This window comes from Parapedobacter lycopersici, assembly GCF_024643285.1.
GTDB lineage: Bacteria > Bacteroidota > Bacteroidia > Sphingobacteriales > Sphingobacteriaceae > Parapedobacter > Parapedobacter lycopersici.
The window spans coordinates 63,634-90,005 of record NZ_JAMSLW010000004.1 but is presented as its reverse complement, the minus strand read 5'-3'; the positions used below and the strand labels follow the sequence as shown (position 1 = coordinate 90,005).

Below are 26,372 nucleotides of genomic sequence, written 5' to 3'. Positions count from 1 at the left end.
AGCGGCTATTTTCCCGGTAAAAGCCGTTTCAGGAAGTTCAATACCGATGTGGAGTCACCCCGTGATCTGATCGGACCGATCACGGCCCCGTAAGCATGTAATTCAGGTACGTTGTCGCATACTATCTTTACAATTCCCAGCAGGGGAATGGCCATCGCCATACCGGCAATACCCCAAAGTAATTCGCCGATCACCAGTGCGATGATGGTAAATAGCGGATTTATGTTTACCCGTTGTCCGACGACAAGCGGCTCCAGGATATAACTTTGCAGAAACTGAATGGTCAGGTAAACCGCCAGGATGCCCAGCACCATCGCGGCGTCGCCACCCTGGGACAGTACGGCCAGCACCGCTACCAGGTTGCCGACGAGATTACCGATGAACGGAACGATCTCAAAAATGCCGCATAATATGGCAAAAAACACTGCGCCCGTCAGCCCAACAAGACTGAATCCAATGCTATACATAACCCATAAAATGGCCACCATATTAAATAGACCGATTAAATAATCGCCCGATACATCGACGGATTTGCGGATAATCGTGCGGACATGGTTCCGGTTTGACTGGGGAACCGCTTTCAGGATAAATCGTTTAATGTGTGTGCGGTAATACAGTAGCAGGTAGGTATACACCACCACCAGTACGGCATCAACCAGCAGCCCGGTTAATTTGTTGATAAACTTCAGGAAGAGGTTACCGGCCTGGGACCCGCCACCCTGTGCCTGCGGGGTAACCAACTGCTGTTGCTGTACGAAATCAATGCCGGTCGACCGGCTTATCCATTCACGGAGCGCACGGAACTGGGAAACGACCTGCTCCTTCATCTTGTCGAAATTATCGGTCAGGCCGCTGATCTGCCAGGCCAAAATAACGCCGATTAATACAACCGTACCCAGCAGTGCAAGCACCGAAAACAGGGCGGATAGTCCACGGGGTATACCTTTCCGCTCCTGCCATTCACTGAACCGGTAAAACAGCATAGCTAACAGCGCAGCGAGCGACAGTGGAATCAGAAACGGAGCGGCAATATAAAGTGCAATAATGGATACGGCTGATATAATGACAATATTGGCAGCACGTGTCGTGCGATGTATCTGCATACAGTCTCCGGATTAGATCATGCACGTTATGGATAAGGGTAACGCTAATTAATCAGCTGCCTGTGAATAGCATTTCAGTTTTTTCTTCAGCTGCTGACGGGCTACATGGATCCGTGTTTTTACCGTTCCGATGGGTATGCGGAAATGTTCGGCAATCTCATGGTATTTGTATCCTTCAAAATACATGGAAAATGGCAGGTAATATTCTTCGGGCAGTTTGGATAATGCAGACTGGATGTCCTGCATCATAAACTTTCCCTCCGCGCTGTTATTACAGGCACTTTTGAACAGATCAGCCGATGAAATTTCGTTTGATTTAAGAATGATGCTGTTGGTCTTGGTCTGGCGGCGGTAATAATTAATGAAGGTATTCTTCAGAATGGTGTAAAGCCAGGCTTGTAAATTGGTGCCTTCCCTGAATTTATTGTAGTAGGAAAATGCCTTAAGCATGGTGTCCTGTACCAGATCGTGTGCATTTTCCTCGTTATGCGTAAAATATAATGCGTAATTATTCAATGAACCAACTTCTCTGACTACTAAGGTGTTAAATTCTATCTTATTCATAATCGATAATTTATTTATTCATTATTCCGTTAATCGCAGGGTTCAACCGACAGTATCACCTTGCGCAATTCACGTTAACCAGTAGCATGACCTGTTTGACACACTGATTTTTATGATCCCGGTAAATTTCTTTTCATACGAACAAGATTTTTAACTGATGATGGCGTTATATTTTCATTTTAGTAGTGTTAGTTGTAATTGAAGAAACAGAACTGCCTTTATTTTGTTTGAAAAAAAGTAAAATAATCCAGGGGTTACGGTAAATCGGTGCGTTTTGATTTCTGGGCTTCTATCCATTCGTTATGCCGGCACCTCGCGCAGTTGTGCTGGCCACTGGACAGCCGGGCCACCCGGCCGCAGTACGCACAGGCGTATACCCCTGTCTTGTCTATCCTTGCCGTGCGCTGGCTATATATTTTTGGCAGGATGGGAAGCCCGGGCTTCACCTCTTCATTCGGGTAGTAGAACACACTCATATTCCCATTGGTTTCCAAGATGGCTGTTTTTACCTGGCCAAGGTGCTCAACCCCCTTTTCCCGCAGTTCAGCAAAAAACTCATCCTTTGATAGCGTATCCTTGGCGTCGTCCTTAAAGACCATAATTCCTTCCTCCACAATATATACCGGCTCACCCTCCAGTATTCGCTCAAACTTTTCAGATTTGGGCGTGATCCAGGTAATAACGCGATACAGGCCAATGGTAGTGATACACACGATGACGGCAGGCAGCACGGCAATGTCTTCATTGAACATTGGATCCCCGGCTGCCGAACCCAGACTGATGATAATAGCCAATTCAAAGATTGAAAGCTGTCGGATGCCCCGCTTGCCCGAGAGCCGCAGAATGACCAGCACCACGACAAACATAAAGGCCGTTCGAAAGATGATTTCCAGAACGAACTGACCAGTTAGTTCATTGATGAAAATTTGCTGCCAATCAAAAGGTTCCATATGATTAATAATCGCCGTTTATTCGAGATGTCTGTGTTAAGCCAGGCTTGCTTTCAATTGTTCCAGCAGATCGGTTGCTTTGGTGTTTTTCACCTGTATTTTCCGGATAGCCGGACGCTTGCCTTTCGCCTTCGCCTGGATGATTTTCATCAGATCCTTGCTGTATTCATCCCGGTAGCCACTGATGTCAAAGGTCCGGTTATGCCGCTTGATCAATTCAACGGCCATATTCATCTCTTCCTTGTTGAGGCGTATGGCACCCGGTAATTTCAGGTCTTCCGGTTCACGGATTTCTTCTTCAAAACGTAAGGTATTCAGTAGAAGTAACTGGTCGTGCGGCCGGATAACCGCCAGGTTATCCGTAGTACGCATGACAAAAGTAGCCAGGCCCGCCATTTTTGTTTTTTCCAATGCTTTCAGCAATAGCCGATAGGCTTTTTCCCCGCCTTTCTGGGGCTCTAGGTAATACGGCGTATCATAATAAATCGGATCGATCTCTTCTTCCCTGACAAAGGATTGCAGGTTGATAATCTTATTTTTTTCAGGACTTGCCTCTTCAAAATCGGCCTCTTCCAGGATGATATACCGATCATCCAGGTAAAAGCCACGGACGATATTATCCCAGTCTACTTCCTTGCCGGTATTTTCATTTACCCTTTTGTACCGGATACGCGCATGGTCCTTACGGTCCAGCATGTCCAGGTCGGGCCGGCTGGCCGTTGTGGCGCTGAACAGCTTAACGGGGATATTTACCAAACCAAATCCGATGGCTCCGGTCCATATTGCACGCATAGTTTCTGTGGTTAATTTACTGGTATTAACAGCCAGGTTGCCAAACTGTTTCGTTGTGCATTCGCTTTTCATGTGCAGCTGATACCCGGCTGATGCGGATTGCGCCATATTAAACCTTTTATGGAAAACGCCGTTACATAAGTATGACGTTTTTATTATTTGCTTTATTGACATCGCAACTGCCGGCCCAACCGGATACTACCCGTGAACTTTCCATTTATAAAAAGAACAAGCAGATTCCGCATGCAATCGAACGGCAGGTGCTTACTGCACTTTCCCATTATCCGGAGTTGGAGGAAACAACCATCCGTTTTGTATTCACACGCCGCTTAAAACGCTCGGTCATGGCTGCGCGACCGGTCGTGGGATCGCTGCTGAAGCGTAAACGCAAACGCGCTTACTCCGTACTCATTAACCCTGTGTTTAAATTGAAGCATCATGTGGATCCCCTGCGTCAGATACCGGACAGCGTGCTTATTGGCTGGATCGGGCACGAACTGGGTCACATTATGGATTACGAACGCCGGAGCGCGTTGGACATGGCTGTGTTCGGCATTTCGTACGGGCTCTCGAAGAAATACATCCGCAAAGCGGAACGCACAGCCGATACCTTTGCCACCAATCACGGCATGGGGCCACACCTGGTGGCAACAAAAAATTTCATTCTGGATCATACGGAACTGCCGGCCCGCTATCGGGATAAAATCGCCGAGCTTTACCTGTCGCCCGATGACATCATGGAGCTGGTAACGGAATTGGAGGAAGAAGACGGGAATCAGGCCGCTGAAACACTGGAAGAGGAAGCAGGGTTGGCGAGGGAAATAGACGCGGAAAACACCTGATACAGTATTTTTCATGAAAATTCTGAGGGTGCCGGATTCCGGTACACATGATGCAGCGGCAGGAATATGCAATAACGCTGGCACAGTTGCCATCCGGCGGATACGACGATCGCCGAAACAATTAACCCGGTCAGGGGTTGTAAGAAAAAGGGCGTGATACGCATGAACGAAGGGAAAAATGGAAATTGTCCGCGGTGCGTTTCATGGTCTTTTAAAAACGTCAGGCATGAAAATTTACCGGCAGAATGAAAACGTAAAGTGGACTGTAAATAACTTTCCATTCGACGAGGACAACCTAAATCCCAATGTGCAGGAAAAGGCGGTGGAAATCGCGAACCAGCTGTATGCGTCCGGACGTGTCGAGGGGCCGTTGCTGTATCGCGAGGCTATCCGCAGAGCCAAGAAATGGTTTTTGGATATGGAGGGATAATGGCAGGCAATTGATAACCATTCGTAATTTTTACTTAAGCATATGGATCTGTATTCCGGGTTACCCTATTGGCTGATAAAAAACCAATTAGTCAATCATTACAATCCATTAAAGGCCGATATGCAGGTTGATGTAGCCATTATCGGCTCCGGCATAACAGGCGCATTAACCGCTCACGAACTCTGTCGTGCCGGAATTGACTGCGCCGTCTTTGATAAACGTATGGTCGCAACAGGCAGCACCGCCGCAAGTACTTCCCTACTGCAATACGAAATCGATGTTCCGTTGGTGGATATGGAGCGTTTATTAGGAACTGATGTGGCGGTGAAAGCTTATCAGGCAAGTTTGCAGGCGATTACCGACATCGAAGACGTATTTAACGAAGTGAGCTATAACCCCGATTTCAGTCGTGTGTCGAGTATTTACCTGGCAAGTAATAAAAAAGGAAGGCGGTTACTCGAAAGCGAGTTGGTCGCAAGGCAGCAATATGGACTTCCGGTTACCTGGCTTGATGCAGAGGCGCTTTGGGAGAAACACCGGCTTAAAGCACCCGCTGCCCTGAAAAATACGGAGGCCGCCCAAATGGATTGTTATCGGGCAGCTACTTATCTATTGCACTATCATGAACAGCAGCATGGACTCCGCGTGTTTTCACCAACGGAAATCAGGGGATACCAGGAAACGAAGCGAGGCTACGACCTGGTAACGGCAGATGGTTTCCGGATACAATCCCGATATGTCGTGATTGCAGCCGGATTCGAAGCAGGGTACTTTTTGCCGAAAAAGGTAATGGATCTGAATTCGACATACGCCCTGATTTCCCAGCCTGTGGATGAAGACCAGCTTTGGCCGGAGCGAAGCCTCATCTGGGAAACCCGGAAACCATATTTTTATATGCGTACCACATCCGATAATCGTATGATGATCGGCGGTGCGGACATTTCCTATAAGGACGCAGACAGAAGGGACAGGCAGCTTCGCGCTAAGGTTGAACAATTGAAACAGCAATTTGGAAAAATCTACCCAGACATTCCGTTTGAAGTCGATATGGCATGGTGCGGTACGTTCAGTACCACAAAAGACGGACTCCCCTATATTGGTTCATGGTCCGGTAAGAACCGTATGTTTTTTGCGTTGGGTTATGGGGGCAATGGCATTACATTCAGCATGATAGCCGCGCAGGTGATAAAACACATTTTGCTTGGTAACGACGATGAACGAATTAAGATCTTCGGTTTTGACCGAAGTCACTAACTTCAAAGGCAGCGGTGTAGGATAAAAAATGTAAATTTGCTTAAAAACAGATGAAAGATTATAAAGCATACTTTATCATACCTGCGTCCCCGTCACAGGTTTACCTGGCATTAACGGTGGAAACCACGATTCATTTGTGGACCGGTGAGGAGGCGCAGATGGAGGCGGTTCCCGATACCGAATTCTCCATGTGGGGCGGGTCTATTGTCGGAAAGAACCTGGCATTTGAGCCGGACAAAAAAATAGTGCAGGAATGGTATTTCGGCAATGAAACGGAGCAATCGATCGTTACCATTAAGCTCCATGAACACAAGCAGGGTACGTCCATGGAAGTCCGGCAGTCCAACATACCCGATGAGGCTTATGATGACATTGTGGATGGCTGGCAAGACACCTATGCCGCCGCGCTGATTGATTTTTACCTGGAATAACGGCTTTTAATCCAATGGCGATGAAGCGATTCTTTTTTTGCATCCTGGGCCTGGTCATCCTATCGATATCGGCCCATGGCCAGCAGCGGGAAGTGCTGGATATTGATCTTTCCAATTATAACTATCCCTACGAGGTGCATTTGCTGGCGCTGGAAAACCAGCAACAATCGCTGCAGATGGCTTACATGGACGTACACCCCGAACAGCCCAACGGTGAAACGGTGATGCTGTTTCACGGCAAGAATTTCAACGGTGCTTACTGGGGAACCACCATCGATGCACTCACCCGTGCCGGCTACCGGGTGGTGGTGCCCGACCAGATCGGATTTGGAAAGTCCACCAAACCCGCACATTACCAGTATAGCTTCCAGCAGTTGGCGCAAAATACAATGAAATTGCTGGAAACGCTGAACATCAGCCAGGTTTATTTACTGGGCCATTCCATGGGCGGCATGCTGGCCATGCGGTTTACCCTGATGTACCCTGAAGTGGTTAAAAAACTGGTGCTCGAAAACCCCATCGGGTTAGAAGACTGGAAATTGGTAGCGCCATACACGGCCATTGATCAGTTATACCAAAAAGAGCTGAATGCCGATTTCAATTCGGTCAAGAAATACCAGCTGGACAATTATTACGACGGCAAGTGGCGCCCGGAATACGATGAATGGGTATACTTGTTGACCGGGTGGGTAGATCACCCGGACTATCCACTGGTTGCCTGGAACAATGCGCTTACCTCAGACATGATTTTCACCCAGCCGGTTTACTATGAAATGGAACAGCTTAAGGCGCCTACCTTACTGATTATCGGTACGCGCGACCGCACCGCTATTGGCAAACAGCAGGTGTCCGAAACTGTCCGCGCAACCATGGGCCTTTACCAGCACCTGGGTAAGGCCGCGCAGCAACGTATAACAGGATCCAGCTTAGTGGAACTTGAAAATGTGGGCCACATGCCCCATATCGAGGCTTTTGGCCGATTCATTGAACCGTTACTCCGTTTTCTGAAGGATTAACGGCGCCTGATGGCGACCTGCTAAAACATTCACTGCATCACGTTGTTCTCTTAGTAAAGAACTACATGATGAGTACATACGCAACCATGACACCACTTTCCGTGGTATTGACGCGCCTTAAGGAAAAAGGCTACGGACGGGAATTAACAATAACCAAAACGGGTGCCCGGCTGGAAGGCGGGGAGAAGACCTATGGAGCCAGCCAGCTGACAATCGTCAAAATTTACCGGTTTGAGGGGGCGTCCGACCCGGCCGACATGGCCATTGTTTATGCCATACAGGCGGCTGATGGTGAAAAAGGATTCCTGCTCAATGCTTATGGCACTTATTCCGATCAGGATAACCCCTTCTACGATACATTTATAAAGGACGTCGCCGTCGATGAGGTAGACGCTATCTAAACCGGGGCCGGTGATGCACCACCTCATCGCCCAAGATTAGGTAAATGGCTGCGTCTTCAGACGGCGATACTGTATGCAATCCCGTATATTTGCCAAATGCCGGCAGGATAAAGGTCTGCCGTTCCCGGTAAAAACACGGCAGCCGGTACCGCTGCTTTCCCTTTGCACGGATCGTATAACCGGGGTGTACATGACCCGTCACATTGATAAAACCTTCGGGGACACTCGCCATTGGCTGATGGGTAAAGATCAGCTGATTATCCAATTCCCACTGATCATATAGCGCTAAATGACCGGAACCGTTGCGTTCAAAATCGATGATATCATGATTGCCGATGATCAAGCTGAACGTTAATGACGTACGCTCCGCTAAGTAAGTGAGCAGCATATCCCATTCCGGGTTCCAGCTGCTATGGAACAGGTCGCCCAGAAATAATACATGCCGTGTCGGATATACTGCCGTTAACGCAGTAAGCTGCTGAAGCTCATTCGCCAGGGTGTTCTGAGGGATAAATATCCCGTTTTTCCGAAAATGCTGTATTTTGCCCAGATGCCAATCGGCGATAACCAGTAACTGGTGCGCGGGGATATACAGGGCCCGTTGGGGGAGGAGGTATACCGCTATCCCGCCCAGGGTAATCGGGAGTGCGTTACCCAACATGCAATTCCTTTTTCAGTTTTTCCAATTGTTTTGCCCAGTCTTCATTACTGTATCTTGTCCGGAAAGACTCGGTAAAGATAGGGAATGCAAAAGGTGAAAACCGGTCATTTTTCATATAAATCAGCTGCTGCTGTTGCATCCGAAGGAAAGCCCGGTGCATCCGGGCCATTTGCAACTGCAGGTCGTACACCTCATCGAATGCCTGTTGGTACAGCAGATTTTCCGGTTCATATTCGGCAAAAACCTTAAAAAAAAGCGAAGCGTGTGCCTGCAGGTGTTTCGTTTTCTGCCGTTTTCCCGGATATCCGTTGAACATCAGTCCGGAAATGGATGCAATATCGCGGAAAGTCCGCTTTGCCATTTCTTCCACATTGACGCCGTGGTTGATGTCGTGCATCAGGGCCGCCGGATCAAACAACTGGACCACCTGTTGCCGGTCCAGTTCAAAAGGCTCGGCCGACAGGAGTTCAAACCCGTAGTCGTTGCTGCTGATACTGAAACTGTGGGGGTGGGCCTGCCCAATCCGGTATGCCAGGATAGCGGCCATTCCCTCATGTACGAGTTTTCCCTCAAATGGGTATACAAAAAGGTGGTACCCGTATTTGGATTGATTGTATTCGACCAGTAGTTCGTTTTCCCGGGGCAAATGCGAGCGGGCCTGCTGTTCATCAAACAGCGGCCGCAGGAAAGCGAGTTCGGGATAGGCACTATGGGGATTGTCCAGCACATGGCGGAGCGATTTTCCATAATCCACGGATATGGGAAATCTTCCCCCGAGCCAGGAAGGGACAGCCGCCCGGGTAGCGCGGGATGGCTTTACCACAGCGGCATTCTCGCGGATATATAGCAATTCCAGGGATCGGCCGCCGAACCAGAATACATCGCCCACCGACAGGCGGCTGATAAACCATTCTTCCACCACGCCCAGGTACTTGCCGGATTTGAACACCACCCGCATCATCATATCGGACACAATAGCACCGATGCTTAGGCGGTGCTGCATGGCAACCTTCCGGGATACCACTTTATAAAGGCCTTCTTCCACCACCACCTTATGGAATTCATCATAGCCGTGCAGCGTGTTGCCCCCCTGTGTAATCAGCAGTAAACATTGATCAAACTCGTCGCGGGTGATCTTTTCGAAACAATGTGTCCGGGTCACTTCGTCAAAAAGTGCGTCGGCCCGGAAGCCGTCGCTTACCGCCAGTGTCATCATGAACTGGATGAGCAGGTCGAAACTGCGGATAAAAGGAATCCGTTCCTCAATCATGTGCTGCCCGATGGCATAAGTGAGCGAGGCCCCCTCCATGATTTCCAGCGAGTGTGTGGGCAGGAAATAAATCTGGCTGACGGCGCCGGGTCGATGCCCGCTTCGGCCAGCCCGTTGTAAAAACCGGGCGATCCCTTTCGGCGACCCAATCTGGATCACGCAGTCCACCGCGGGAAAGTCTACCCCTAAATCGAGGCTACTGGTGCATACAACCGCCTTCAATTCTCCCTGCCGCAGCATGTCCTCCACCCACAGCCGGAGTTCCTCGCTCAGCGAGCCGTGGTGCAGCGCGAGCTGACCCGCTAGGCGGATATCAGCTTCCAGTAACTTCTGATACCAGATTTCTGCCTGTGACCGCGTATTGGTGAAAAGCAGCGTGGTGTGATTTGCGTGGATGACGTCCAGCGCTTTAGCTGCCAATCTGGTGCCTAAGTGGCCGCTCCACGGGTATTTATCCAGCTCGTCCGGAAACAGGGTCTCCAGGCGGATCGCTTTTTCGATATCCGCCCGTATCAAAGCGCTCCCATCGTCACGCGTAAGTATGGATTTTGCTTCCGCCAGGTTGCCGATGGTGGCGGAAATACCCCAGGTCATAAGCGCGGGCTGGATGGTCCGCAGATGCTGGATAGCCAGCTCGGCCAATACCCCCCTTTTATTGCCCAGCAACTCATGCCATTCGTCCACAATAATAAAAGCCAGGTTTTCAAAGAAAGATCGGTATCCTTTGCTCGCCAGAAGGAGATGTACGCTTTCCGGCGTGGTAATCAGCGCCTGGGGCGGATGTCGCCGCTGCCGCTGCCGATCGTGGGTCGGTGTATCCCCCGTACGCAGCTCAATGCGGTAATCCAGTTCCAGTTCCCGGCTTACGTCTTGCGTAGCCAGTAATATCTCCTTTGACAACGCACGGAGCGGCGTGATCCAGAGTGTATGCAATCCCCGGCGGCCAACCCCCGTGTCCTGGCGGTAATAATGATCCAGGATGCCGAACCACATGGCAAAGGTTTTACCGTAACCGGTGGGCGCATTCAACAGTCCGGATTTTCCCTGGGCCATGGCGGCCCAGCAGGCTTCCTGAAAAGGGTGCGGTGTCCACTGTTTATTGAAAAAATATGCGGAGGCAAAAGCGTTCATTGTCCATATAAACGTAAAAGATCCAGCAAATCGTCTTTCGTATTGGCTTCGGCCGCCGTTTTATCCAGCCGCCACCGAAGCATACGGGGAAACCGAAGCGCCACACCGGACTTATGGCGGTTACTTGCCTGAACGCCCTCAAAGCCGATTTCAAAAACGTGTACGGGCTTGACGCGCCGGACCGGACCGAATTTTTCGACTGTGTTCTGCTTAATCCAGCGGTCAAGTGATTTGATCTCCGTATCGGTCAGGCCGGAATAGGCTTTAGCAAAGGGAACCAGTGTGTCGCCGTCCCACACGGCAAATGTATAATCGGTATACAGATTTGCCCGCCGGCCGTGGCCGCTTTGTGCATAAATCATGACGGCATCGATGGAAAACGGGTCGGCTTTCCACTTCCACCAGTCGCCTTTCCTTCGCCCCACGCCATAAGCGCTTTGCCATTGTTTGAGCATCAGCCCTTCGCAATGAAACTGCCGCGCCCGTTCCCGGAAGTCGGCTGCCGCCTGCCAGTCGGGGAATGCCATTTCTTCCGATCGCAGCAGGATGCGCTGCAGTGCGGGGTTATCGATGAGTGCCGCAAGCTGCGCCCGCCGGATCAGGAGCGGTTCATGTCTGATATCCCTGCCCTCGTATTCCAGCAGGTCAAAGCAAACCATCACCAAGGGAACTTCCTGTAGCATTTTTGCCGAAAGGTTTTTGCGTCCGATACGCGTCTGCATCCGTGCAAAGGGCAATGGATGACCGTCTTTCCAGGGGATAATTTCGCCGTCAATGACGGTACCATCCGGCAAAAGGGTCGTAAGCGGTCCAAACTCAGGAAACTTATCGGTAAGCAAATCCTCGCCCCTCGACCAGATGAATAACTCCCCGTTGCGGCGGATCAGCTGGCCGCGGATACCGTCAAGTTTTTTCTCCAGGAGCCAGTTGTTGATATCGCCCAGATCGGCTGGTTCCCGGTCCAGCGCATAAGCGAGGTAAAAAGGATAGGGGATGTGATGGGGAAGCGCTGTCCCCTGTTGGGGAAACAGGTCGGTAAAACGGGTAGTCAAGGGGTCCCATTTGCCCATCAGCTGATGGGCTACCGTTGCCTCATCCCGGTCCAGGTGCCTTGCCAGCGCGTTGATCACGAGCTTACGCGAAACGCCGACACGCAGGCTGCCCGTTAGCATTTTGTTGAAGAGGAACAACGCCGTACCCCGGAGCGTTGTCCAAAAGGTATACAGCGTTTCCCGCTGTTCCATCGGGCTATATTTCCGCAGTGCGGTCATGGTCGCAAATACGGCCTTCAGTGTAGGCGTTTCCTCCGGCCGCGACTGCTGCGGCATAAGCAGCGTCAGCGTTTCGCCCAGGTCGCCAACAGCGTAATAGCTTTCCTCAAAGAGCCACGATGGAATGCCCGCGAGTGCGGAAGCCCATTCCCGCAGCGACGTGGTCGCTACCGGGCGTTTTGGTTTATTGCCGATCAGCAGCGCAACGGCAAACAATTTTTCTTCGTCGGATACGCGGTCGAAATAGTCGACCATGGCCGCCACCTTACGGCTGGTTTTGGTCGAGCTGTCAATGGCTTCAAAAAGCTGTGCAAACACTCTCATAATTCTTCCAGTTCCATATCCTCATACAAGGTGTTCATGATCTCGGCAGGTAATCCCCGTTCCTCACGCACCCAGCGGGTAAACTGGCTTTCATAGCCGTGCGTTACATAGATGTGTTCGGCCCCGGTTAAATCAATGGCCTCGTTAAGCTGCCGGAAATCACAGTGGTCCGAAAGCACAAACCCTTTATCCACCCCGCGTCTTCGCCGCGCGCCGCGTAGTTGCATCCATCCGCTGCACAGGGCTACCCGGTAATTGCCCATCCGCCGCATCCAGGGCGATCCGAGGGCTGATGGAGGAGCGAGAATCAATGCCCCTTTCGGTGCCTTGGTCACCGGCTCCGTTTCCATCCACTGCCCCGGGAAATGATAGCCCCGTGCGGCGAGAGCTCCATTTACATTGGCGACGGCACCATGCAGCAGGATGGGAACGTCTGTTTCTTCACGTAGCTGGTTTAAAATGGACTGTGCTTTCCCCAGCGCATAGCAGAGCAATACCGTATTCACACCTGCCTGCTGATTTTCCCGCCACCAGTCCTTTATTTCTTTATAGACAGCAAAAGGGGACTTAAACGCGTAAACCGGCAGTCCAAAGGTAGATTCCGTAATCAGGTGATGGCAAACTACAGGCTCATAAGGTTGGCTTAACCCGTCGTTGAGCAATTTATAATCGCCCGTTACTACCCAGATCTCGCCTTTATAGGCTACCCGGATCTGCGCAGACCCAAGGATGTGCCCGGCCGGGTGAAAACTGAATGTCACCCCGTTGATTTGTATCGGTTCACCGTAAGACACGCGCTGGATCCGGATATCGGTACCCAGCCTTAGGGTTAAGATCGGAGCGGTATCATGGTGACAAAGGTACTGCCCGTTACCCCTCCGGGCATGATCGCTATGGGCATGTGTGATGAGCGCACGTTGTACCGGTTGCCAGGGGTCTATATATACGTCGGCCCGCTCGCAATAAATCCCCCTGTCGTTTACCTGTAATAACCGTTTCATAGCTGCTTGTCCCTGGTTGTTGCTTATAATAAGGCGAAAGCCACCATTTTGTTTTAGCCGCCGGATAACAGGCTACGGATGGCTGCCGGGTTGGGCCAGCAGATAGAGGTACGGGTGGTGGCCATGATGCACAAATGGGGTTTCCGGATTGTCCGGATACCGTTTGTAATAGTCTTCACCGCCCATCAGAACCACGGTGGTTCCGGTTCTTACATAATGGTTACTGCTGTAATAATCGGGAGGTACATATCCGGGAAGGGTGTTTTTAACCATCTTGGAAGTCATTTTCCCCAGGAATTTTTCATAATTCCGCTGGGCGCGTATGGTGGGTTTGTTTAGCCGGTTGTATACGTACCGAAGCGTAAGCCGCTTTAAGAACCGCTGTTTTTTGATAAGCATATCCGCATTGACAAAGGGATTGGTTTCATTAAAATCCGCCAGGGTCTGGATCGACATCGGCGTCTCCGGCACCCAGTCTGCCGCGTTAACCACATTGTACGACCATCCACCCTGCGTCATCACCTCATAAGCATAGGCAAAATACAGGTTGCCGGGTTTGGGACTGGCACTGCAGTAGGTTTTGAAGCGGATATCCGCAGGCAATCTTCCCTGCTTTTGCAGGTTATACAGATACGCCGTTAGCAGAAAGGTGATCGCCCCGCCCTGGCTGTGGCCGGTCAGGATCACGTTTTTTATACCCGCGCGGTAGCACGAATCAAGTTTGGGAAGCATGTCCTGCGACAGAAAAGCCAGACTAACCAGCCAGCCCACATGCACCGCAGCCCGGGGATGGTCGGCCAGTGCATACGTAAAGGTGTCCCGCTCGCTGATCTGCAGCTGTCCCTTTGCCGGTACCATGGCCGCATAGAAGTTGGCCAGCCAGCTTTCCGCCTTTTCCGTAGTACCCCGGATACTGATGACTGCCGAGGAACGGTCATTTAACCAAAGCTCCCAACGGTTATCCAGCCCCATGACTGCCGATCGGTAGGCCATGTGATAACCTGGCTCGGGAATATCCTTGTAATAGCTGCTGTCAAAAGCGCCGGTCCTTGCCGAAATATACAGCAATTCCCGGAACTCCGCTTTATCAAAACCGGGCGCAAGCTGCTGCCCCCGGGAAGAAAGGCTGATGCTGAGTCCGATCATGACCAGCCCGTAAATACATGCGTTTTTCATCATGGGAAATAGTTATACGATGAATAAATATAGGCACTTTTGTCCGTTTCGACACCTTCAATATACTGTTCCCATACCGTAATGCGGCTCAACCATTTCTATTTCCGTTTGTTCTACTACGAAATAGGGCATCAATATGGCTGCAAAACGACAAACGACAACAGAAATGCCCGACCGGATTTCACCTATGCTTTGTACACTGGTTAAACAGCCGCTGAACAATCCGGAATACCTGTATGAAATTAAGTGGGACGGCTACCGCATTGTATCGTTTGTACAAAAAAAGCACGTACGGATGGCATCGCGGAACGGGCTTGATTATACCAAACGGTATCCGCTGATTGAAGCGGCATTGAAAGACCTGGGCCATGAGGTGATTATCGATGGGGAGGTCGTGGTCTTCGACGAACACGGCATGGCTGATTTTGATGCGCTGCAATTATATAACGGCAAGCGAACGCCAATCCGGTATTGCGTATTCGACCTGCTCTGGCTCGACGGTAATGACCTGCGGCCGCTGCCACTTGCCGAGCGAAAAGAGCTGCTGCGTTTGCTGGTAAAAAAAAACAGCGTACTCCAATTCAGTGAGAGCGTCGACGACGGGTCTGCGCTATACCGGAAAGTGCTTGAAGAAAACAGGGAAGGGGTTATTGCCAAACGGCGTGAAAGTAGCTACCAGGAGGGAATACGTAACAACGACTGGCTAAAAGTACCGACGCGCAAGCGGCAGGAGTTTGTGATCGGCGGCTGGGCTGATTCCGACAAAAGCCGCGCATTCAAAAACCTCCTGTTCGGCGCCTATGAAGACGGCAGGCTGGTCTGGATCGGCCGCAGTGGCAGCGGCTACAAGGAAAAGGAAATGCGTGAAATCCTGGATAAGCTGAAAGCCCTGGAGCGCGATACCTCCCCGTTTGTAAACCGTGTGCTGGACACCAAGGGAGCCATATCCCACTGGGTCGAACCGAAACTGATCGCCAATTTTGAGTTTGCTACATGGACCAAATCCGGCAGGATCCGCAAACCTGCTACTTTTTTAGGATTCCGCGACGATAAAAAGCCGACACAGGTTGTCCGTGAACTGCCCAAGCCACTGACCGAAATCGAAGCGGAAACGGAAGCTGGGGCAGCATCGCTGGGCGAATATTATGGAAAAAGGACCTTTGCCGATAATCCGGAACCTACGGGGGGCAAACCATCGGATGCCCGGCTCCGCTTTGTGGTACAGCAGCACCGGGCAACCAGCCTGCACTACGACCTGCGCCTGGAGATGGGAGGTGTGCTCAAAAGTTGGGCGGTGCCCAAGGGACCTTCCATCGATCCGGCTGTTAAGCGGCTGGCCATGATGACGGAGGACCACCCATTTGACTACCGGAATTTTGAAGGTGTCATCCCCAAAGGCAACTACGGTGCAGGTGCGATGATCATCTGGGACGAGGGTACCTACCAGCCGGTCGGGAACGCAGGAACCAAAACCGAGCAGGACCGGGAGATGCGCCGGCAATGGCATAAAGGAGCCATGAAATTTAAACTCAACGGCAGTAAACTGAAGGGAGAGTATGCGCTGGCCAGAACAAAAGGCCGGGCGGAAAATGCCTGGCTGCTCATCAAATTGAAAGACCGCTATGCCGGCGATACCGATATCACGGAAAATAATAAATCCGTACGGTCCGGCCATACGGTGGAAACCCTGGCAAAACCCAAAGCGATGACAACACCCAAAAAACGTACGGCAACCGCCCGACAGCGGAAACCGCTACTCGATACCGCGGGTAAGGAAGCGGTCGTGACCGTAGACGGACACGAACTGAAATTGACTAATCTCAATAAGGTGTTCTGGCCAGATGCAGGCTATACCAAACGCGACCTGCTGAACTATTACCATCAGGTGGCTCCGTATATTTTACCTTATTTGAAAGACCGGCCGCAATCCCTTAACCGTTTTCCCAATGGCATCCGGGGTAAGAGTTTTTACCAAAAAGATGTCACCGGCAAGGTGCCCGGCTGGATCGATAAATACCCGTACCGTTCGGAGGATGAAGACCGGCGGAAAAACTTTATGCTGGGTAATAACGAAGCCAGCTTGCTTTATATGGCTAATCTCGCGGCCATTGAAATGAATCCTTGGAGCAGCACGATCCGCAAGCCCGACCATCCGGATTGGTGTATCCTGGATCTCGACCCCGATAAAGGCAATACATTTGAGCAGGTCATCCAGGTAGCCCGCGTTATCAAAGACGTCCTCGATGAAGTGAATATTCCGGGTTACTGCAAAACATCGGGTTCCACGGGCCTGCACATTTACATTCCATTGGGCGCAAAATATACATATGACCAGTCCCAGTTACTGGCCCGATGGATAGCGGTTCACGCAAACGGACAGCTGGATTTTACAAGCGTAGCGCGGATGACAGACAAGCGGAAAGGAAAAATTTATATCGACTTTCTACAGAACAGGCCTTCCGCCACCTTAGCGGCTCCTTACTCCCTGCGACCCAAACCGGGTGCCACCGTATCGATGCCACTGCATTGGGATGAGGTAAAGCAGGGCCTGGACATGCGGGATTTCAACCTGGCTAATGCGCTGGACCGTATCCGCGAAAACGGAGACATCTTTAAACCCGTGCTGGGCAAGGGCATTGACCTGAAAAAAATCCTGAAGAACCTGGAATAGCCGCCGGGCAATTAAAGCAAAGCCCTGACTTCTTTTACCAGTGCCGCCGATACGGTATCCGCCCGGTTTCCGAAGCTGTTGCGAATGTACGATAGTACATTCGCAACTTCCTCGTCGCTCAAAAAAGCATGAGCAGGCATGGCATTACTGTAAACCGCGCCGTTCACTTCCAGTCCCACATTTGAACCATTCAAAACGATGCCGATCAGCCGGTTTTTATCTCCCGTTACGTAATCTGTACCGGCCAGCGGCGGGTTCAGGCCCGAAACGCCTTTCCCGTTGGTCTGGTGACACGTCACGCAATTCTGTTCGTATATGGCTTTCCCTGCTGTCATTCCCGCGGTGAGTACCGGCGGCTCCTGCTCCACAGTTTCGGGCGTATCCGTTACGGTGGCGGCAGTGCCGCTGTCTTTTGACTGGTTTCCACCACAGGCCATGCAGGCACCGGCTACCAATGCAACCAATAGGCCCCTGAACAGCGTGCGGTTATGCACCACCTTCATAGATAACGCGGTAAATTTTGCCGGTAACATCGTCGGAAATGTACAATGAGCCATCCGGCCCCTGTGCAAGACCGCAGGGGCGGTGTTTTGCATCATCCGGGGCGGCTATTTTTTCCACACCGGCGAAACCGTCCGCAAATACTTCCCACTCACCGCTTGGAGCGCCGTCTTTGAACGGAATGAAAGCAACCATGTAACCGGCCTGTTCCTCCGGTGCCCGGTTCCATGAACCGTGGAAGGCGACGAAGGCGCCGTTTTTATATTTCTCCGGGAACATATCTCCTGTATAGAACAGGAGGTCGTTCGGACCCATGTGGCCGGGGAAAGCGACCGCGGGCGTAAGGTAGTCTTCCGTACTTTCTTTCTTGCCGTCGCCGCCGTATTCGGGGGCTACGACGATTTTCTTCTGTTCCTGATCGTAATAGGTATATGGCCATCCGGCATTAGCTCCCTTGTCGAGACGGAACAACGCTTCCGCGGGTAAAGTCGCCGATGCCTTGGTGTCGTACAGTTCGGGGAACAGATCATGCAGGTTGTCCCGTCCATGCTGCGTCACAAAGAGGGTGTTGGCCTGGTTATTCCAGTCAATACCCATCACATTGCGCAGGCCGGTGGCGTAACGCTCACCGTCGCCATAAGTCTGCCTGATGCCGTCGGCCCTGAACTGCCAGATGCCACCGGCAGAATCGAGAATAGGGCAGGGTTGCATAGCCGGGGAACCTTTGGTCCGGTCCTGTACCTGGCAGGCATTTGAATAAGCGCCGATGTTTACGTAGAGGTTACCGGCACCATCAATGGTAAATGGCTTGGAATTATGCGCACGACGATCGATAAGTCCCGTAACCACGGTGTCCGGCGCATTAGGATCAATGACGTGGCCATTTTCATCCAGCGCATAGCGGAAAATGTCGGTGTTGGACGACGCGTATAAATAATTGCTGTCAAGAAAAATACCGGTTCCATTGTAATCGCCGAACCCGGTTTGCTTATCCGCCCGGCCGTCGCCATCGGTGTCGGAAAGCATCACGATGCCCCGTCCGTCTTCGATGTTACGGCGTTTGACAAAGATGTCACCCTTGGCGTTTACGGCCAGGTGGCGTGCTGCCCCGAGGCTGTCGGCAACGACCAATACCCCAAAGCCTTCGGGTAATTTCAATCCCCCGTTGTCGGTGTCTGTAGCCAGCTTGCCGCTGCCGGCCGGGTTGCAGGAAGCGAGTACCAGTCCTGAAAGCAGCGCAAGGCACCAGTTACTTCGCCCGTTTACGATGCTTGTCTTTTCAGTTTGATTTTTCATAGTTGCAGTTTTCTATTGGTAAAGAATGATGTAATGCAATATAAATACAACACAAAATTGCACTTTTTAACGGTCAATCCAATTGATTCTTCTTTTTTTTATCGCCGGAGGTGCTCGATGTTACAGGATTGTTACGCCCCATCTGCAAGCGGAAACACCGATGACGGTTGCCGGTTGTATAATACTGCACGCCGCATGCCGGCTATTAATCGGCGTTATTTGGCTAAATTTGCAAAATAATTCCGGCGCAGGTAAGGGTAACCGCGCGATGGATTGTCACAGGTACAAAAACCACAAACGATTGAAAGAAGAGCCATTGGCAACACATACCGGCGACGTGCCCCGCATGGATGAAAGGCAGTTTGAGCGGTTGTTTAAGGAATACTACAATCCGTTATTTGCCTATGCCTACACCATCGTCCACGACGAGGCGCTGGCTGAGGAAATTGTGCAGACGGTTTTCCTCAGGCTCTGGGAGAAGCGGGAGGCCATTGCCATCCAGGTTTCCTGGAAGGCCTACCTCTATAAGGCTATTTATCATGAAAGTCTGAACAGTAAGAAACGGTGGCACTTGCATCAGCGGTATGTGCAGGGACAGGGGGAATCCGTTGGGGTGGTGACGGACAGCACGGATGACCGGGAGCTGGAGCACCGCCTCGAAGAGGCACTGCAGCAACTGCCGGAAAAATGCCGTACCGTTTTCCAACTGAGCCGTTTCGAGGAACTGAAATACCAGGAAATTGCCGACCGCCTGCAAATATCGATCAAGACCGTGGAAGCGCACATGGGAAAGGCCCTGAAAGTACTGCGCGTGCAACTGGCCGACTTTCTTGTAAGCCTGGCTTTTTTGCTGATTAATCTCTTTAAGTTATGAACGACGAAATCCTGGTAAAATATATGTTGGGCGAAAGCGACGCCGAGGCGCAGCAAGTGGTACAGGACTGGCTTGCCGGAAATCCGGAAAATGAGCGGCACTACCAGCAGCTGCAGGCAGCATGGAAACTCAGCCATGACGCGGCGATGCCCGCCCACCGCGACAGTGACGCAGCATGGGAGCGGTTTAAAGGACGCCTGGCCGAACAGCAGCGGCAGACCCGGTTGCGGCCAACAGTCACAATGCGATGGATGCGCGTTGCGGCGATACTGCTGGCCTTCCTGTCGGTGGGCGCGATCCTTTATGGCGTGCTGTATACGCCGGCGGAACGTTTTGTAGGTAAGGACCTAGCCTCCACGCACGCCGTGCTGCGCGATACATTGCCGGACGGTACCGTAGTTACCCTGAATAAGGGCAGTTCCATCCATGTTGCCCCCACGGCACTGGCCCGCAGGCGGCTGGTCAGTATGGGTGCCGGTGAGGTCTTTTTCGATGTCGCCCGCAACGAAAGCAAACCTTTTGAGGTAACCGTGGGTGATACCCGGATAACGGTGCTGGGCACGTCATTTAATATCAGGAAAATGGGCGACCGGGTAGCGGTCACCGTGTCATCCGGCCGGGTCAGGGTGCAGTACGGTACGTGGGTGCGGCAGCTCGGTGCAGGACAGCGCGCTGTCATCAATCCGGACGACGACATATTTGTCGTAGACCGCGTGGAAGACAGCCTGTACCAATACTACGTGGAAAACCGGTTTGTACTGAAAAACACCTCCCTCCGGCGCGTTGCCGAAGTCCTGTCGGAAGCCTATGGACAGCCCATCCGGATCGAACGCCCCGAGTTGGAAAACCTGACACTGACGGCAACCTATGAACGCGATTCGCTGGAACAGATCCTGCATGTTGTTGCAGAAACATTGGCGGTAACGGTGGTAAACGAGGGGGGTACATGGGTGATCCGATAGCGGACAAACCCGCCTGCCGCGGGGGCTTTGTCTTCCTCGCCAGCTTACTATTAGCCATTCTGACAGCTGGCCCAGTCCGGGCGCAACACCTGCAGCAGCAGGTTGCCGTCCGGGAGATCACGCGGCAGCCCATCGCTGCCATCCTGGAAACGTTGGGTGCCGGTGGAAATTTCCATTTTTCATACAGCAGTGACCGCGTGCCGGCGGACAGCATCATTTCCGTGCCTGCTTTTCACGGCTCGCTGCACGACTTTCTGCTGCGCCTGCTGGGGCCGGGATACGACTTTAAAGAACTGTCGGATTACGTAATCATCCGGTATTCGCCCAACCGGTTGCAGCCTGCCATCGAAATAGGAGAGGCCACGGACCAGCTGCTGGTGGTGGAGGGCCGCATCACCGACGCGCAGACGCAAACGGGTGTAGCCAATGTGAGTGTCTATGATCAACATTCCTTCGCATCGGCGTTGTCCGACGGGCAGGGCTATTTCAAACTGGAGATCCGGAAACCCGACCCAACGGTATGGATGGGGGTGAGCAAGGAAGATTACCGGGATACCACGCTCGTGATATTGATGCCGGTGGAAGTGCGCCACAGGAACCGGCAGCTTACTTTCCGGTATTATCCCGGACACGATAGTGGCATGCCGCTTTGGCGGACGCGCTTCGGCCGTTTTTTTACCAATTCGAAACAGCGCGTGCAGCAGCTTAATATCGGTGCATTTTTGGCGGAACAGTCGTACCAGTTTTCACTGTTGCCGGGCATCAGTACCCAGGGCCTTTCCAGTAGCCGGACGGTCAGCCGCGTGTCGGTCAACCTCATTGGAGGCCATGCCGGCGGGGTAAGTGGCGTGGAGCTCTCCGGTGCATTCGCGGTCAACGAGCTGGACGTTTCCTATGCCCAGGCCGCTGGCCTATTTAACCTGGTCGGCGGCGACGTACGGGGGATTCAGGCGGCGGGGATCGCCAATCGCGTGGTAGGTTCATTCGAGGGCATGCAGGTGGCCGGACTGTACAACGCTACGGGAAAACACATAACAGGCATGCAGCTGGCGGGCATCATGAACCGTGCCGGAAAGGTGGACGGCGTCCAGCTGGCCGCACTGGTCAACCTGGCCGACAGCAGCGACTACCCCATCGGACTGGTCAATCTCATCAAAAACGGGCACCGGAGCCTCTCGGTGGAAGGCGACGAACAGGGCTATCTCCGGCTCAGTTTCCGGTCGGGGGGAAGCGTACTTTATGGCATCATCGGACTCGGGTACGGACTGGCAGGCCAGCAGCTTCCATACCAGGTACAGGCTGGTATCGGAGCACGGTTGATTGCCGGGGCACCGGTAGGGCTGGATGCCGAGTTAACGGGCAGCACAAACACCGATTTTCACCGACAGCAGTTCCGGTACGACATGGCGTTGCTGCCGCGGGTACGGCTGACCCCGCGGCTGGAGCTGTACGGCGGACCTTCGCTTGGTATTGTTTCCGGAAACGGACAGGTATTAGCTGAAGAGCAACCATGGACGATACGTAAGTTTCACGATGGAAAAGGAGCCTGGATTGCCGGCTTTACGGCCGGTATTCGCTATAGCTGGTAAATATTTTAAAAACGAGTAGGGGTAAAGCGCCGGACAGTTGTCTTAGGTCAAAAATCGTAATAAAATGCAAGTTAACATGAAAAAAACAACTCGTTTGATGACCGTATGCAGCATCCTGATGCTGGCTTTCACTTCCTGTGATAAGACCAGCGTTGTCGGAGCTGATGAACTGCCGAAAGAAGCCAGTATGTACCTGACCCAGCATTTTCCGGCACATGAAGTTACCCAGGTGGTAAAGGAACGGGATGACATGAAGACCACGTATGAGGTTTACCTGGCCGAAGGCTACCAGCTGGAATTCGGTAAAAAAGGGGAGATCCGCAGTGTGGAAGGTGTTGCAAAGCTGCCGGACAGTACCGTTCCCGCACCCATTCTCGATTATGTAAAAACCCAATATCCGGATATGTTCGTCGTCAGCTGGGAATTGGATGACCGCGGACAGGAAGTCCGGCTCTCCAATCGGATGGAGCTGAAATTTGATCGGAACGGCAACTTCCTGATGATTGACTAATATCGCGGTAATCACCTGTTTGTCCGGTGACAGCATGGCGTCGGCCGTTGCCGTCACCGGGCAATTTACAAACCGTTGGCCTGTCCTGAAAGCGCGTGGTGGCGCAGAAAAAATCATCGGATAATTTCCTGGTTAACCTGTTGCAATAATTAAGGGAAGAAAGCGTTTATTCCAGCAGTGGCCTGCGGAAGCACGGCACTGGTACATAAACATATCCGCCGATATGCGCGATAAAGAGACGATAACGGGCATTCAAAGGCCAGAAGCCGTTGAAACCGTAACTCCACCACCGGCCCGGCCATTGCGGCACCGGTGGTTTGGTATGTTAAAGGAGACCTTCATCAGAGCCAGCCATTGGGAATACTGGCCGGTATATGTCTTTTATGCGCCGGTTATTCCCTACTGGTTGTGGCTCAGCCTCCGTGCACGCACCTTGTTTTTCTTCAGCGCCGCCAATCCCGGCATGCCGAACGCCGGATTTACACTGGCCAAAAAGACCGAAATCTATCGCCTCATTCCCGTAGCCTATTACCCGAAAACATTGCTTTACCCTGCCGGTATTGCCAGCGATGCACTCCGGCAATCGCTTGACGAAAACGGATTGCATTTTCCCCTGATGGCCAAACCGGATATCGGCGACAGGGGTGTACAGGTGAAACTCCTGCACACGGTGTCCGACCTGGAAGCCTACTGCCGGAGCAGCAAGGTGGATTTCCTCATCCAGGAGTTTGTGGATTACGAACACGAAGCCGGTGTGTTTTATTACCGTTTTCCCGGTGAAGCGCACGGGCATATTTCCGGTATCGTCCATAAAAACTACCTGACGGTAACCGGCGACGGGGTATCGAGCATGGAACAGCTCCTGCAAAAAGAAGACCGGTATTTTATCCAGCTGCCGCGGCTCCGCACGACTTACGGTGCGCGGCTGGATGAGGTGTTGCCCAAGGGATTGCGGTATACGTTGCCTTATGGCAGCCACTGCCGGGGAGCCAAGTTTACCGATGCCAGCCATCAGGCCGATCACGCGCTCCGGCAAACCATGGATGAGCTATTCCAGCAGATCCCCGGTTTTCATTACGGACGCATGGATGTTAAATTCAAAAGCTGGGACGACCTCCGTGCCGGAACGAATTTTTCGATTATTGAGCTGAATGGCGCAGCGAGCGAGCCCGCCCATATCTATGACCCTGCGCATTCTGTATTTTTCGCCTGGAAGGAAGTCTGCCGGCATTGGCGGTTACTGTATCAGATCAGCAAAGCAAATGCGGTCCGCAGCGGACTGAACCTCATGCGTATGCCCGAAGGGCTTCGCATGATGAAAACACACTTCCGTAACCTGAAGCTCATGCGCTGACCCGAATGGGCTACAGCTGGTACTCCAGGTGCTCGCAGTAGATGTTTTCGTTGCGGAGCAGCCCTTCAATCAGCGCCGGCTGCATACCGGCAGTAACCACCCGTAAAATCCGGTCGCAGTCCTCCAGGTCAAAACTCCAATGTTTGACAAACGTGATTGACCGAAGGACAGTTTCCGCCCGTTGTACATGTTCCCGTGCGTTTACATCCGTTTTAAATATAAGTATTTGATCCATGGTAGCTATTTTTCATGATTTTGGGTATCTTCTTCCCGGTCCCGTACAGGGTCTGCGTCTTCCCATCCGCACCACCTGGCGCGCATTCGGGCTTTCATTTTCTCCCGTTCCGTTTCACTGAGATCCCTGAACCCGGCACCCCGGTATTTGCCCGCCCAGGGCGGACCTCCCCGCTTGGGACCGCCTTTTCCGAAGCCGAAGAGAATTTTACATAAGAAGAAGAGGGCTGTAGACTGCCATAGCGTGATGGTACTTACGCCCAGGAGCCCCGGTAATGTGTAATTCCACAGGACCATCACCAGGTAGCTCACCAGAAAAAGGAAGGCAATTGCCAGGATGGGAATGACCACAAACCGCATCCTGCTTTTAAATATTTTTTTCATTGATTAATTCGTTATTAATATTTCGTCCATTGATATCCATGCTGTTGCGTTATTCCGCATGGTTTAATACTTGTTGTTAATGATCCGTCAGTTCGTCGTAAAATACTTTCATCCGTTGCCGGAGATGCAGCACGGCGTACCGTTTGCGCATCACCAGTTTCGTTATTGGCTCGCCGGTTAATTCAGCGATTTCGGCAAACGGGATACCGTCCAAGGCATGCCAGATAAAGACATCCCGCTGTTCGGAAGGCAGTTCATCCAATGCCAGGTAAAGCTGCTGCCACATCATCCGTTCCTGATATTCCGTTTCCGGATTGCCATCCGTGGCCGCCGGTGCGTCCGCGATTTCCAGTAATGCGGGATCATCATCCGTACGGGCGGGCCAGGTATGCTCCTTTTTTTTTCGGTGCCTGTCGATAATTTTGTTCCGGGCAACGCGGTACAGCCAGGCGCCCAGCTGTTCCACGGGCTGTGAGTTGATGATGGAGCTCAGCTGGAACCAGACATCCTGCAACACATCTTCGGCATCCGCATCGCTGGCCACGCGTTTCCGGATAAAGCCGAGTAACACCCTTCCATAAGATTTTACAGCCGTCGAGATGTGGTGCTGTTTTTCATCGCTCATGAGATATGTCCTTGTTGCCGTTTCCATTAGCTGCTTATGAGTATAGACGAACGGATACCGGAAACATTTCAAAAAAAAATCATTTTTTTTCCGAAGGCGCCATTTGCTGCGGCGGGAGCCGCCATTCGTAAGGGCCACTTCGGGACCGGCTGATACCTGTTCCGGAATGCATCGACCCTGTGCCCGCGGTGTGTCCGTTATACGTCCACCTGCGTTCGGCAAAACGTGGACTCAACGTGGACTCAGGGTGGACTCACCGTGGACGCATTCCGAAGCAAGCCCGGTGATGCCCCGGGGCATGTACGTGCCGGTGCTGCTTGTAGCAGCCGGTAATTTTCGTAAATTTGGGATAACTTAATTAATAGCCTAACAGCGTATGACAACGGAAGTATTCAGGAAATTTGCACTGTCATTTCCGGGCACGGTTGAAAACCCTCATTTTGACCGGATGGCCTATAAGGTGGAAAAAAGGCGGATATTTGCCACCCTGCATGAGGTGTCCAATTCGGCGAATATAAAGCTGCCGGTGCGTGATCAGGGTGTTTTTTCGACGTTTGGCAACGGTGCCATTTACCCGGTTCCCAACAAGTGGGGGCTGCAGGGGTGGACGACCTTCGAACTGCACCGGATTCCGGATGAATTGCTGCGGGACGCGCTGGAAACGGCTTACAATGACGTGTTTACGGCCCGCCCGGGAAAATAACCGGATCATATAATGCAGCTGTCCCCTGTATTTGCCGGACAAACACAGGGG

27 protein-coding genes are annotated in these 26,372 nt (G+C 52.0%); 13 read left to right on the top strand and 14 right to left on the bottom strand.

The features are described from left to right. Positions 1-5: 5 nt before the first annotated feature. The 4 genes from NEV57_RS09580 to ku all read right to left on the bottom strand — a co-directional run bounded on the left by NEV57_RS09580 (position 6) and on the right by ku (position 3,517). The gene (locus NEV57_RS09580; RefSeq protein ID WP_257658102.1) at positions 6-1,103 is read right to left on the bottom strand and encodes an AI-2E family transporter; all 1,098 of its coding nucleotides are present in this window, start codon (positions 1,101-1,103) and stop codon (positions 6-8) included. A 48-nt stretch (positions 1,104-1,151) separates the two neighbouring features. After that, positions 1,152-1,667 carry an RNA polymerase sigma factor gene (locus NEV57_RS09575; RefSeq protein WP_257658101.1) on the bottom strand — a complete coding sequence of 172 codons (516 nt, stop codon included), beginning with the start codon at positions 1,665-1,667 and terminating at the stop codon, positions 1,152-1,154. A 254-nt stretch (positions 1,668-1,921) separates the two neighbouring features. After that, positions 1,922-2,617, bottom strand: a complete 696-nt coding sequence (locus NEV57_RS09570; RefSeq protein ID WP_257658100.1) for a DUF421 domain-containing protein — start codon at positions 2,615-2,617, stop codon at positions 1,922-1,924. Positions 2,618-2,653: 36 nt separating this feature from the next. Further along, on the bottom strand, positions 2,654-3,517 hold the full coding sequence (gene ku, locus NEV57_RS09565; protein WP_307876420.1) for a non-homologous end joining protein Ku: 864 nt from the start codon (positions 3,515-3,517) through the stop codon (positions 2,654-2,656). Positions 3,518-3,552: 35 nt separating this feature from the next. Here ku and NEV57_RS09560 point away from each other — a divergent pair, with 35 nt between their 5' ends. The 6 genes from NEV57_RS09560 (at position 3,553) to NEV57_RS09535 (ending at position 7,783) form a co-directional block, all read left to right on the top strand. Continuing rightward, positions 3,553-4,251 carry a hypothetical protein gene (locus NEV57_RS09560; protein WP_257658099.1) on the top strand — a complete coding sequence of 233 codons (699 nt, stop codon included), beginning with the start codon at positions 3,553-3,555 and terminating at the stop codon, positions 4,249-4,251. A 226-nt stretch (positions 4,252-4,477) separates the two neighbouring features. Then, positions 4,478-4,681, top strand: a complete 204-nt coding sequence (locus NEV57_RS09555) for a hypothetical protein (RefSeq protein ID WP_257658098.1) — start codon at positions 4,478-4,480, stop codon at positions 4,679-4,681. A gap of 42 nt (positions 4,682-4,723) precedes the next feature. After that, entirely contained in the window at positions 4,724-5,935 is a 1,212-nt protein-coding gene (locus NEV57_RS09550) for an NAD(P)/FAD-dependent oxidoreductase (RefSeq protein WP_257658097.1), read from the top strand. Positions 5,936-5,985: 50 nt separating this feature from the next. Next, positions 5,986-6,366, top strand: coding sequence for an SRPBCC domain-containing protein (locus NEV57_RS09545; protein ID WP_257658096.1), 381 nt, complete (start codon positions 5,986-5,988; stop codon positions 6,364-6,366). 20 nt (positions 6,367-6,386) lie between these two features. Beyond that, positions 6,387-7,382 (top strand): alpha/beta fold hydrolase, encoded by a 996-nt coding sequence (locus NEV57_RS09540; protein WP_257658095.1) that lies wholly within the window; start codon positions 6,387-6,389, stop codon positions 7,380-7,382. Positions 7,383-7,447: 65 nt separating this feature from the next. Further along, positions 7,448-7,783 carry a hypothetical protein gene (locus NEV57_RS09535; protein WP_257658094.1) on the top strand — a complete coding sequence of 112 codons (336 nt, stop codon included), beginning with the start codon at positions 7,448-7,450 and terminating at the stop codon, positions 7,781-7,783. Here NEV57_RS09535 and pdeM read toward each other — a convergent pair. From pdeM to NEV57_RS09510, 5 genes are all read right to left on the bottom strand, one after another. Then, positions 7,776-8,444 (bottom strand): ligase-associated DNA damage response endonuclease PdeM, encoded by a 669-nt coding sequence (gene pdeM, locus NEV57_RS09530; protein ID WP_257658093.1) that lies wholly within the window; start codon positions 8,442-8,444, stop codon positions 7,776-7,778. The genes NEV57_RS09535 and pdeM overlap by 8 nt on opposite strands. After that, on the bottom strand, positions 8,434-10,845 hold the full coding sequence (locus tag NEV57_RS09525) for a ligase-associated DNA damage response DEXH box helicase (protein WP_257658092.1): 2,412 nt from the start codon (positions 10,843-10,845) through the stop codon (positions 8,434-8,436). Before NEV57_RS09525 ends, pdeM begins: the two co-directional genes overlap by 11 nt. Then, a complete protein-coding gene (locus NEV57_RS09520) occupies positions 10,842-12,440 on the bottom strand; it encodes an ATP-dependent DNA ligase (RefSeq protein ID WP_257658091.1) in 1,599 nt (532 codons plus the stop codon). The genes NEV57_RS09525 and NEV57_RS09520 overlap by 4 nt, the downstream gene beginning before the upstream one ends. Further along, positions 12,437-13,441, bottom strand: a complete 1,005-nt coding sequence (locus tag NEV57_RS09515; protein ID WP_257658090.1) for a ligase-associated DNA damage response exonuclease — start codon at positions 13,439-13,441, stop codon at positions 12,437-12,439. Before NEV57_RS09515 ends, NEV57_RS09520 begins: the two co-directional genes overlap by 4 nt. Before the next feature lie 72 nt (positions 13,442-13,513). Continuing rightward, the gene (locus NEV57_RS09510; protein WP_257658089.1) at positions 13,514-14,620 is read right to left on the bottom strand and encodes a lipase family protein; all 1,107 of its coding nucleotides are present in this window, start codon (positions 14,618-14,620) and stop codon (positions 13,514-13,516) included. Between the two features lie 133 nt (positions 14,621-14,753). Between NEV57_RS09510 and ligD the strand changes: the two genes are divergently transcribed. After that, positions 14,754-17,288, top strand: coding sequence for a non-homologous end-joining DNA ligase (gene ligD / locus NEV57_RS09505; RefSeq protein ID WP_257658088.1), 2,535 nt, complete (start codon positions 14,754-14,756; stop codon positions 17,286-17,288). Between the two features lie 11 nt (positions 17,289-17,299). Here the strand turns inward: ligD and NEV57_RS09500 are convergent, their stop codons facing one another. Both NEV57_RS09500 and NEV57_RS09495 read right to left on the bottom strand, forming a co-directional pair. Then, on the bottom strand, positions 17,300-17,791 hold the full coding sequence (locus tag NEV57_RS09500; protein WP_257658087.1) for a c-type cytochrome: 492 nt from the start codon (positions 17,789-17,791) through the stop codon (positions 17,300-17,302). Further along, positions 17,775-19,085, bottom strand: a complete 1,311-nt coding sequence (locus NEV57_RS09495) for a PQQ-dependent sugar dehydrogenase (RefSeq protein ID WP_257658086.1) — start codon at positions 19,083-19,085, stop codon at positions 17,775-17,777. The genes NEV57_RS09500 and NEV57_RS09495 overlap by 17 nt, the downstream gene beginning before the upstream one ends. A 301-nt stretch (positions 19,086-19,386) precedes the next feature. Here NEV57_RS09495 and NEV57_RS09490 point away from each other — a divergent pair, with 301 nt between their 5' ends. From NEV57_RS09490 to NEV57_RS09470, 5 genes are all read left to right on the top strand, one after another. After that, on the top strand, positions 19,387-19,959 hold the full coding sequence (locus NEV57_RS09490) for an RNA polymerase sigma-70 factor (protein WP_257658085.1): 573 nt from the start codon (positions 19,387-19,389) through the stop codon (positions 19,957-19,959). Then, entirely contained in the window at positions 19,956-20,921 is a 966-nt protein-coding gene (locus NEV57_RS09485) for a FecR family protein (RefSeq protein WP_257658084.1), read from the top strand. The genes NEV57_RS09490 and NEV57_RS09485 overlap by 4 nt, the downstream gene beginning before the upstream one ends. Next, on the top strand, positions 20,906-22,510 hold the full coding sequence (locus NEV57_RS09480; protein ID WP_257658083.1) for a peptidase associated/transthyretin-like domain-containing protein: 1,605 nt from the start codon (positions 20,906-20,908) through the stop codon (positions 22,508-22,510). The genes NEV57_RS09485 and NEV57_RS09480 overlap by 16 nt, the downstream gene beginning before the upstream one ends. A 76-nt stretch (positions 22,511-22,586) precedes the next feature. Further along, positions 22,587-23,021: a PepSY-like domain-containing protein gene (locus NEV57_RS09475; protein ID WP_257658082.1), complete on the top strand. Its 435-nt coding sequence runs from the start codon at positions 22,587-22,589 to the stop codon at positions 23,019-23,021. 223 nt (positions 23,022-23,244) lie between these two features. Then, positions 23,245-24,375 (top strand): ATP-grasp domain-containing protein, encoded by a 1,131-nt coding sequence (locus tag NEV57_RS09470; RefSeq protein WP_257658081.1) that lies wholly within the window; start codon positions 23,245-23,247, stop codon positions 24,373-24,375. A 10-nt stretch (positions 24,376-24,385) separates the two neighbouring features. Here NEV57_RS09470 and NEV57_RS09465 read toward each other — a convergent pair whose 3' ends face one another. The 3 genes from NEV57_RS09465 to NEV57_RS09455 all read right to left on the bottom strand — a co-directional run bounded on the left by NEV57_RS09465 (position 24,386) and on the right by NEV57_RS09455 (position 25,645). After that, positions 24,386-24,610 carry a hypothetical protein gene (locus NEV57_RS09465; protein WP_257658080.1) on the bottom strand — a complete coding sequence of 75 codons (225 nt, stop codon included), beginning with the start codon at positions 24,608-24,610 and terminating at the stop codon, positions 24,386-24,388. Between the two features lie 5 nt (positions 24,611-24,615). Then, positions 24,616-24,993, bottom strand: coding sequence for a hypothetical protein (locus NEV57_RS09460; RefSeq protein ID WP_257658079.1), 378 nt, complete (start codon positions 24,991-24,993; stop codon positions 24,616-24,618). 76 nt (positions 24,994-25,069) lie between these two features. After that, positions 25,070-25,645 carry an RNA polymerase sigma factor gene (locus NEV57_RS09455; RefSeq protein ID WP_257658078.1) on the bottom strand — a complete coding sequence of 192 codons (576 nt, stop codon included), beginning with the start codon at positions 25,643-25,645 and terminating at the stop codon, positions 25,070-25,072. A 349-nt stretch (positions 25,646-25,994) separates the two neighbouring features. On the opposite strand from NEV57_RS09455, the gene NEV57_RS09450 reads away from it, so the two are divergent. Then, complete coding sequence (locus tag NEV57_RS09450; RefSeq protein WP_257658077.1) at positions 25,995-26,321, top strand: MmcQ/YjbR family DNA-binding protein; 327 nt, start codon at positions 25,995-25,997, stop codon at positions 26,319-26,321. Positions 26,322-26,372 lie beyond the last annotated feature (51 nt).

Coding starts and splice junctions, on each gene's coding strand:
- NEV57_RS09580 (WP_257658102.1), bottom strand. CDS start 1,103: ATGCAGATACATCGCACGACACGTGCTGCCAATATTGTCATTATATCA.
- NEV57_RS09575 (WP_257658101.1), bottom strand. CDS start 1,667: ATGAATAAGATAGAATTTAACACCTTAGTAGTCAGAGAAGTTGGTTCA.
- NEV57_RS09570 (WP_257658100.1), bottom strand. CDS start 2,617: ATGGAACCTTTTGATTGGCAGCAAATTTTCATCAATGAACTAACTGGT.
- ku (WP_307876420.1), bottom strand. CDS start 3,517: ATGGCGCAATCCGCATCAGCCGGGTATCAGCTGCACATGAAAAGCGAA.
- NEV57_RS09560 (WP_257658099.1), top strand. CDS start 3,553: ATGACGTTTTTATTATTTGCTTTATTGACATCGCAACTGCCGGCCCAA.
- NEV57_RS09555 (WP_257658098.1), top strand. CDS start 4,478: ATGAAAATTTACCGGCAGAATGAAAACGTAAAGTGGACTGTAAATAAC.
- NEV57_RS09550 (WP_257658097.1), top strand. CDS start 4,724: ATGGATCTGTATTCCGGGTTACCCTATTGGCTGATAAAAAACCAATTA.
- NEV57_RS09545 (WP_257658096.1), top strand. CDS start 5,986: ATGAAAGATTATAAAGCATACTTTATCATACCTGCGTCCCCGTCACAG.
- NEV57_RS09540 (WP_257658095.1), top strand. CDS start 6,387: ATGAAGCGATTCTTTTTTTGCATCCTGGGCCTGGTCATCCTATCGATA.
- NEV57_RS09535 (WP_257658094.1), top strand. CDS start 7,448: ATGATGAGTACATACGCAACCATGACACCACTTTCCGTGGTATTGACG.
- pdeM (WP_257658093.1), bottom strand. CDS start 8,444: ATGTTGGGTAACGCACTCCCGATTACCCTGGGCGGGATAGCGGTATAC.
- NEV57_RS09525 (WP_257658092.1), bottom strand. CDS start 10,845: ATGAACGCTTTTGCCTCCGCATATTTTTTCAATAAACAGTGGACACCG.
- NEV57_RS09520 (WP_257658091.1), bottom strand. CDS start 12,440: ATGAGAGTGTTTGCACAGCTTTTTGAAGCCATTGACAGCTCGACCAAA.
- NEV57_RS09515 (WP_257658090.1), bottom strand. CDS start 13,441: ATGAAACGGTTATTACAGGTAAACGACAGGGGGATTTATTGCGAGCGG.
- NEV57_RS09510 (WP_257658089.1), bottom strand. CDS start 14,620: ATGATGAAAAACGCATGTATTTACGGGCTGGTCATGATCGGACTCAGC.
- ligD (WP_257658088.1), top strand. CDS start 14,754: ATGGCTGCAAAACGACAAACGACAACAGAAATGCCCGACCGGATTTCA.
- NEV57_RS09500 (WP_257658087.1), bottom strand. CDS start 17,791: ATGAAGGTGGTGCATAACCGCACGCTGTTCAGGGGCCTATTGGTTGCA.
- NEV57_RS09495 (WP_257658086.1), bottom strand. CDS start 19,085: ATGAAAAATCAAACTGAAAAGACAAGCATCGTAAACGGGCGAAGTAAC.
- NEV57_RS09485 (WP_257658084.1), top strand. CDS start 19,956: ATGAACGACGAAATCCTGGTAAAATATATGTTGGGCGAAAGCGACGCC.
- NEV57_RS09480 (WP_257658083.1), top strand. CDS start 20,906: ATGGGTGATCCGATAGCGGACAAACCCGCCTGCCGCGGGGGCTTTGTC.
- NEV57_RS09475 (WP_257658082.1), top strand. CDS start 22,587: ATGAAAAAAACAACTCGTTTGATGACCGTATGCAGCATCCTGATGCTG.
- NEV57_RS09470 (WP_257658081.1), top strand. CDS start 23,245: ATGCGCGATAAAGAGACGATAACGGGCATTCAAAGGCCAGAAGCCGTT.
- NEV57_RS09465 (WP_257658080.1), bottom strand. CDS start 24,610: ATGGATCAAATACTTATATTTAAAACGGATGTAAACGCACGGGAACAT.
- NEV57_RS09460 (WP_257658079.1), bottom strand. CDS start 24,993: ATGAAAAAAATATTTAAAAGCAGGATGCGGTTTGTGGTCATTCCCATC.
- NEV57_RS09455 (WP_257658078.1), bottom strand. CDS start 25,645: ATGGAAACGGCAACAAGGACATATCTCATGAGCGATGAAAAACAGCAC.
- NEV57_RS09450 (WP_257658077.1), top strand. CDS start 25,995: ATGACAACGGAAGTATTCAGGAAATTTGCACTGTCATTTCCGGGCACG.